This is a genomic window from uncultured Corynebacterium sp. (genome assembly GCF_902489365.1).
Lineage (GTDB): Bacteria > Actinomycetota > Actinomycetes > Mycobacteriales > Mycobacteriaceae > Corynebacterium.
The window spans coordinates 1-3,276 of record NZ_CABTZR010000135.1 but is presented as its reverse complement, the minus strand read 5'-3'; the positions used below and the strand labels follow the sequence as shown (position 1 = coordinate 3,276).

Below are 3,276 nucleotides of genomic sequence, written 5' to 3'. Positions count from 1 at the left end.
CTTTTCCGCGAAAGGCCACCGGCTGAGGCGCGCTAGAGATTGCGGTTCTGCGCGCTACTTTCGTCCTGCTTCGTAGGCAGCGCCTACCTTGTACAGGCGGTCATCCTTGAACGCCGGTGCCATGATCTGCAGGCCGGTCGGCAGGTTGGTGTCGGACGCCAAGCCGGAGGGTACAGACATGCCGCACACGCCGGCAAGGTTCAGCGGCAGGGTGCAGAGGTCGAAATTGTACATCTCCATCGGATCCTCAACCTTCTCCCCCAGCTTGAAGGCCGTGGTCGGGGTGGTCGGGGAAACAAGGACATCGACCTGCTCGAAAGCGCGCTCAAAGTCCTGTGCAATGAGGGTGCGCACACGCTGTGCCTGGAGGTAGTAGGCGTCGTAATAACCGACGGATAGCGCGTAGGTACCCAGCATGATGCGGCGCTTAACCTCAGGACCGAAACCAGCAGCGCGGGACAGAGACATAACCTCTTCCGCGGAGTGGGTTCCGTCATCGCCCACGCGCAGGCCGTAGCGCATGCCGTCGAAGCGGGCCAAGTTGGAGGACACCTCACACGGCATGATGAGGTAGTACGCAGCCAGTGCGTCGTCGAAGTGCGGGCAGTCGACCTCGACGATCTCCGCGCCCTGAGACTTCAGCTGCTCAACCGCGGCGTGGTAGGCCTCCATCACGCCCGGCTGCCAGCCGTCGCGCTCGAATTGTTTGATCAGGCCAACCTTGACGCCGGAAAGGTCGCCATTGGCGCCTTCCTTGGCGGCCGCGACTACCGGAGCAACCGGCTTATCCACGGAGGTGGCATCAAAGGAATCGTGTCCGGCAATGATTTCGTGCAGCAAGGCGGTATCGAGGACCGTGCGGGCAGTCGGGCCAGCCTGGTCCAAGGAGCTTGCAGCGGCGATGAGGCCATAGCGAGACACCGTGCCATACGTCGGCTTTACACCCACGGTGTTGGTCAAAGCGGCCGGCTGACGGATCGAGCCGCCGGTGTCGGTACCGATACCCAGGGGGGCCTGGCCCGAGGCCAGAGCTGCGGCAGTTCCACCACCGGAACCACCCGGGGTGCGCTCGGTGTCATACGGATTGTGAGCCGGACCGTAGGCAGAGTTCTCGTTAGAAGAGCCCATCGCAAACTCATCGAGGTTCGTCTTACCCAAGATCGGAATGCCGGCCTCACGCAGCTTGGTCACCAGCGTAGCGTCATAGGGCGAGACCCAACCCTCCAGCATCTTGGAGGCGGCGGTCGTGGGGGCGTCGGTAGTCACAAGTAGGTCTTTCAGCGCCAGCGGCACACCGGCCAAAGCGGAAGCGGGCGCTTCGCCAGCGTCGAGGGACTTATCGACGGCGTCGGCAGCCGCCAGTGCTTCCTCAGCACCAACGTGCAGGAAGGCATTAAGTTCACCATCGGTCTCCGCGATGCGATCCAAGAATGCCTGAGTAACTTCTCGGGAGGTGAGCTCACGGGAGTGGATCTTCTCAGCCAGTTCGGCAGCGGTCAGTGCGGTAATGCCCTCGGTGGGCGCAATGAATTGTGCCATTCTTATTCGTCTCCTCCACCCAGAATCTGCGGAACCATGAAGCGGTCATCGTCAGCTGCCGGCGCCTGGTCCAGGGCCTGCTCGGCAGTCAGAGTGCGCACGACAACGTCCTCACGCATCGGGGCGTTAACGGAGTGCGGGTGTGACATCGGCTCCACACCTTCAGCCTCGACCTTGCCAACCGCGGACACCGAGTCCACGATTTCGTCGATTTGCGCGGCGAACTGTTTCAGTTCTTCCTCGCTCAGGGCCAATCGCGACAGCTTTGCCAAGTGCGCGACCTCGTCACGCGAAATATCAGACACGCGAACTCCATCCTTTTATTCATTGAGACGGTTGATAGCTAAGCACCCATGGTACTGCACGGCTGGTGCCACGCCACCACCACTCCTCCCCTACACGCCACTCAAGCTATTGAATAGTATTCGATACGTTGGGTACCATCGATCTAGTTGTACAAGCTTTTCGCATCAGCGATTTCCCTACCTAGTCATCTTCCCCCAGAAAGAACGATATGTCGTACCTCGTCCGTGTCCTTCTCCCTGACACCCCCGGCAGCCTTGGCCTCCTTGCCAACGCGATGGGCAGCATCGAGGCCGATATTCGTTCAGTCGATATCGTGGAAAATTTCCCGGACGGCACGGTTATGGATGACATCGTCCTGGATCTCCCCCAGTCCACCATGGCGGATGAGATCATCACGGCAGCACAGACCGTGGAAGGCGTAGAGGTCGACTCCATTCGCCCCTTTAGTGGTCGCGTCGACCGCCGCGGGCAAATCCACGTGCTGGCCAAGGTTGCCGCACAACGCAACGTGACCGCCGCAATGAGTGAAGTCTGCGCTGCCATCCCCAAGGCGCTGACGTCCAATTGGGCCGTTGTCATTGCTAACGACGAGAAAATCAGCCGCATCGCTGCTTCAGACGCCGCGCCTGCCGACGACGGCTCGATCCCCACCGACCTCAACATCACAACGGCTCGCGTGCTCAATCCTGAGAAGGATACGTGGATTCCGGAATCCTGGACGCTCATCGAATCCGCGCTAGCCGCCGCTCCCCTGGTAGGCACGAACTACGTCGTGGTGATGGGCCGCGTTGGCGGTCCCGATTACCTCGCCTCCGAGGTTGAGCACTTGGGTGACTTGGGCGCCATCTTGGGCGCGTTCCTTACCTAGCGAGCAAGCAGCGAGTTAAGCCCTGCTGCGACATCGGGGACCACGTGGTCCACCTCGTCGGTGATCTGCGTTCCCGGGAACGTGAAGGACTCGGTGGCGATGGAATGCATAGACAGGTCATTGAAGCTATCGCCGAAGGTGTAAAGCTCGGCGCTTTCGTGGCCGAGGTGACTAAGCAGCGTAGTCAAGCCCTCGCCCTTGTTGTGTCCGGGTGGCATGATGTCGTAGAAATCGCAATTGAAGGATGACTCAACGGCGCAATTCTCGCGCACCCACTCATCCACCTCGCGGCGCAGCTCGGCGTCGCCAGGAATCCACAGCGACAACAGCACAGTGCTGCGCTTGGCGACGTCTCCCGGATCCACCGCTTCCACATCCGCCACCATGGAAGATTCGCGTCCTGCGAGGCCGTCCCACACCACTTGATCTGCCCCAGTTAGGCCCGTGACGTAGATATTCAACGGCAGACCGGTGAAACGCTCGACGATGGACTGCACAACCTCACTCGGCAGGTGCTCCTCGTGGATGATGGAGTAGTCACCATCGGTGATGACGGTGCCGTT

4 protein-coding genes are annotated in these 3,276 nt (G+C 60.7%); 1 reads left to right on the top strand and 3 read right to left on the bottom strand.

Annotated elements, in window-relative coordinates:
* Window positions 1-54: 54 nt before the first annotated feature.
* The gene (gene gatA / locus RDN59_RS11760) at window positions 55-1,539 is read right to left on the bottom strand and encodes an Asp-tRNA(Asn)/Glu-tRNA(Gln) amidotransferase subunit GatA (protein ID WP_308607994.1); all 1,485 of its coding nucleotides are present in this window, start codon (window positions 1,537-1,539) and stop codon (window positions 55-57) included.
* Window positions 1,540-1,541: 2 nt separating this feature from the next.
* Complete coding sequence (gene gatC, locus RDN59_RS11755) at window positions 1,542-1,844, bottom strand: Asp-tRNA(Asn)/Glu-tRNA(Gln) amidotransferase subunit GatC (RefSeq protein ID WP_308607993.1); 303 nt, start codon at window positions 1,842-1,844, stop codon at window positions 1,542-1,544.
* Between the two features lie 209 nt (window positions 1,845-2,053).
* Between gatC and RDN59_RS11750 the strand changes: the two genes are divergently transcribed.
* Window positions 2,054-2,713: an amino acid-binding ACT domain protein gene (locus tag RDN59_RS11750; RefSeq protein WP_308607992.1), complete on the top strand. Its 660-nt coding sequence runs from the start codon at window positions 2,054-2,056 to the stop codon at window positions 2,711-2,713.
* Here RDN59_RS11750 and RDN59_RS11745 read toward each other — a convergent pair.
* A partial coding sequence (locus RDN59_RS11745) for an HAD hydrolase family protein (RefSeq protein ID WP_308607991.1) occupies window positions 2,710-3,276 on the bottom strand: 567 nt, incomplete at its 5' end. The genes RDN59_RS11750 and RDN59_RS11745 overlap by 4 nt on opposite strands.

Coding starts and splice junctions, on each gene's coding strand:
- RDN59_RS11750 (WP_308607992.1), top strand. CDS start 2,054: ATGTCGTACCTCGTCCGTGTCCTTCTCCCTGACACCCCCGGCAGCCTT.
- gatA (WP_308607994.1), bottom strand. CDS start 1,539: ATGGCACAATTCATTGCGCCCACCGAGGGCATTACCGCACTGACCGCT.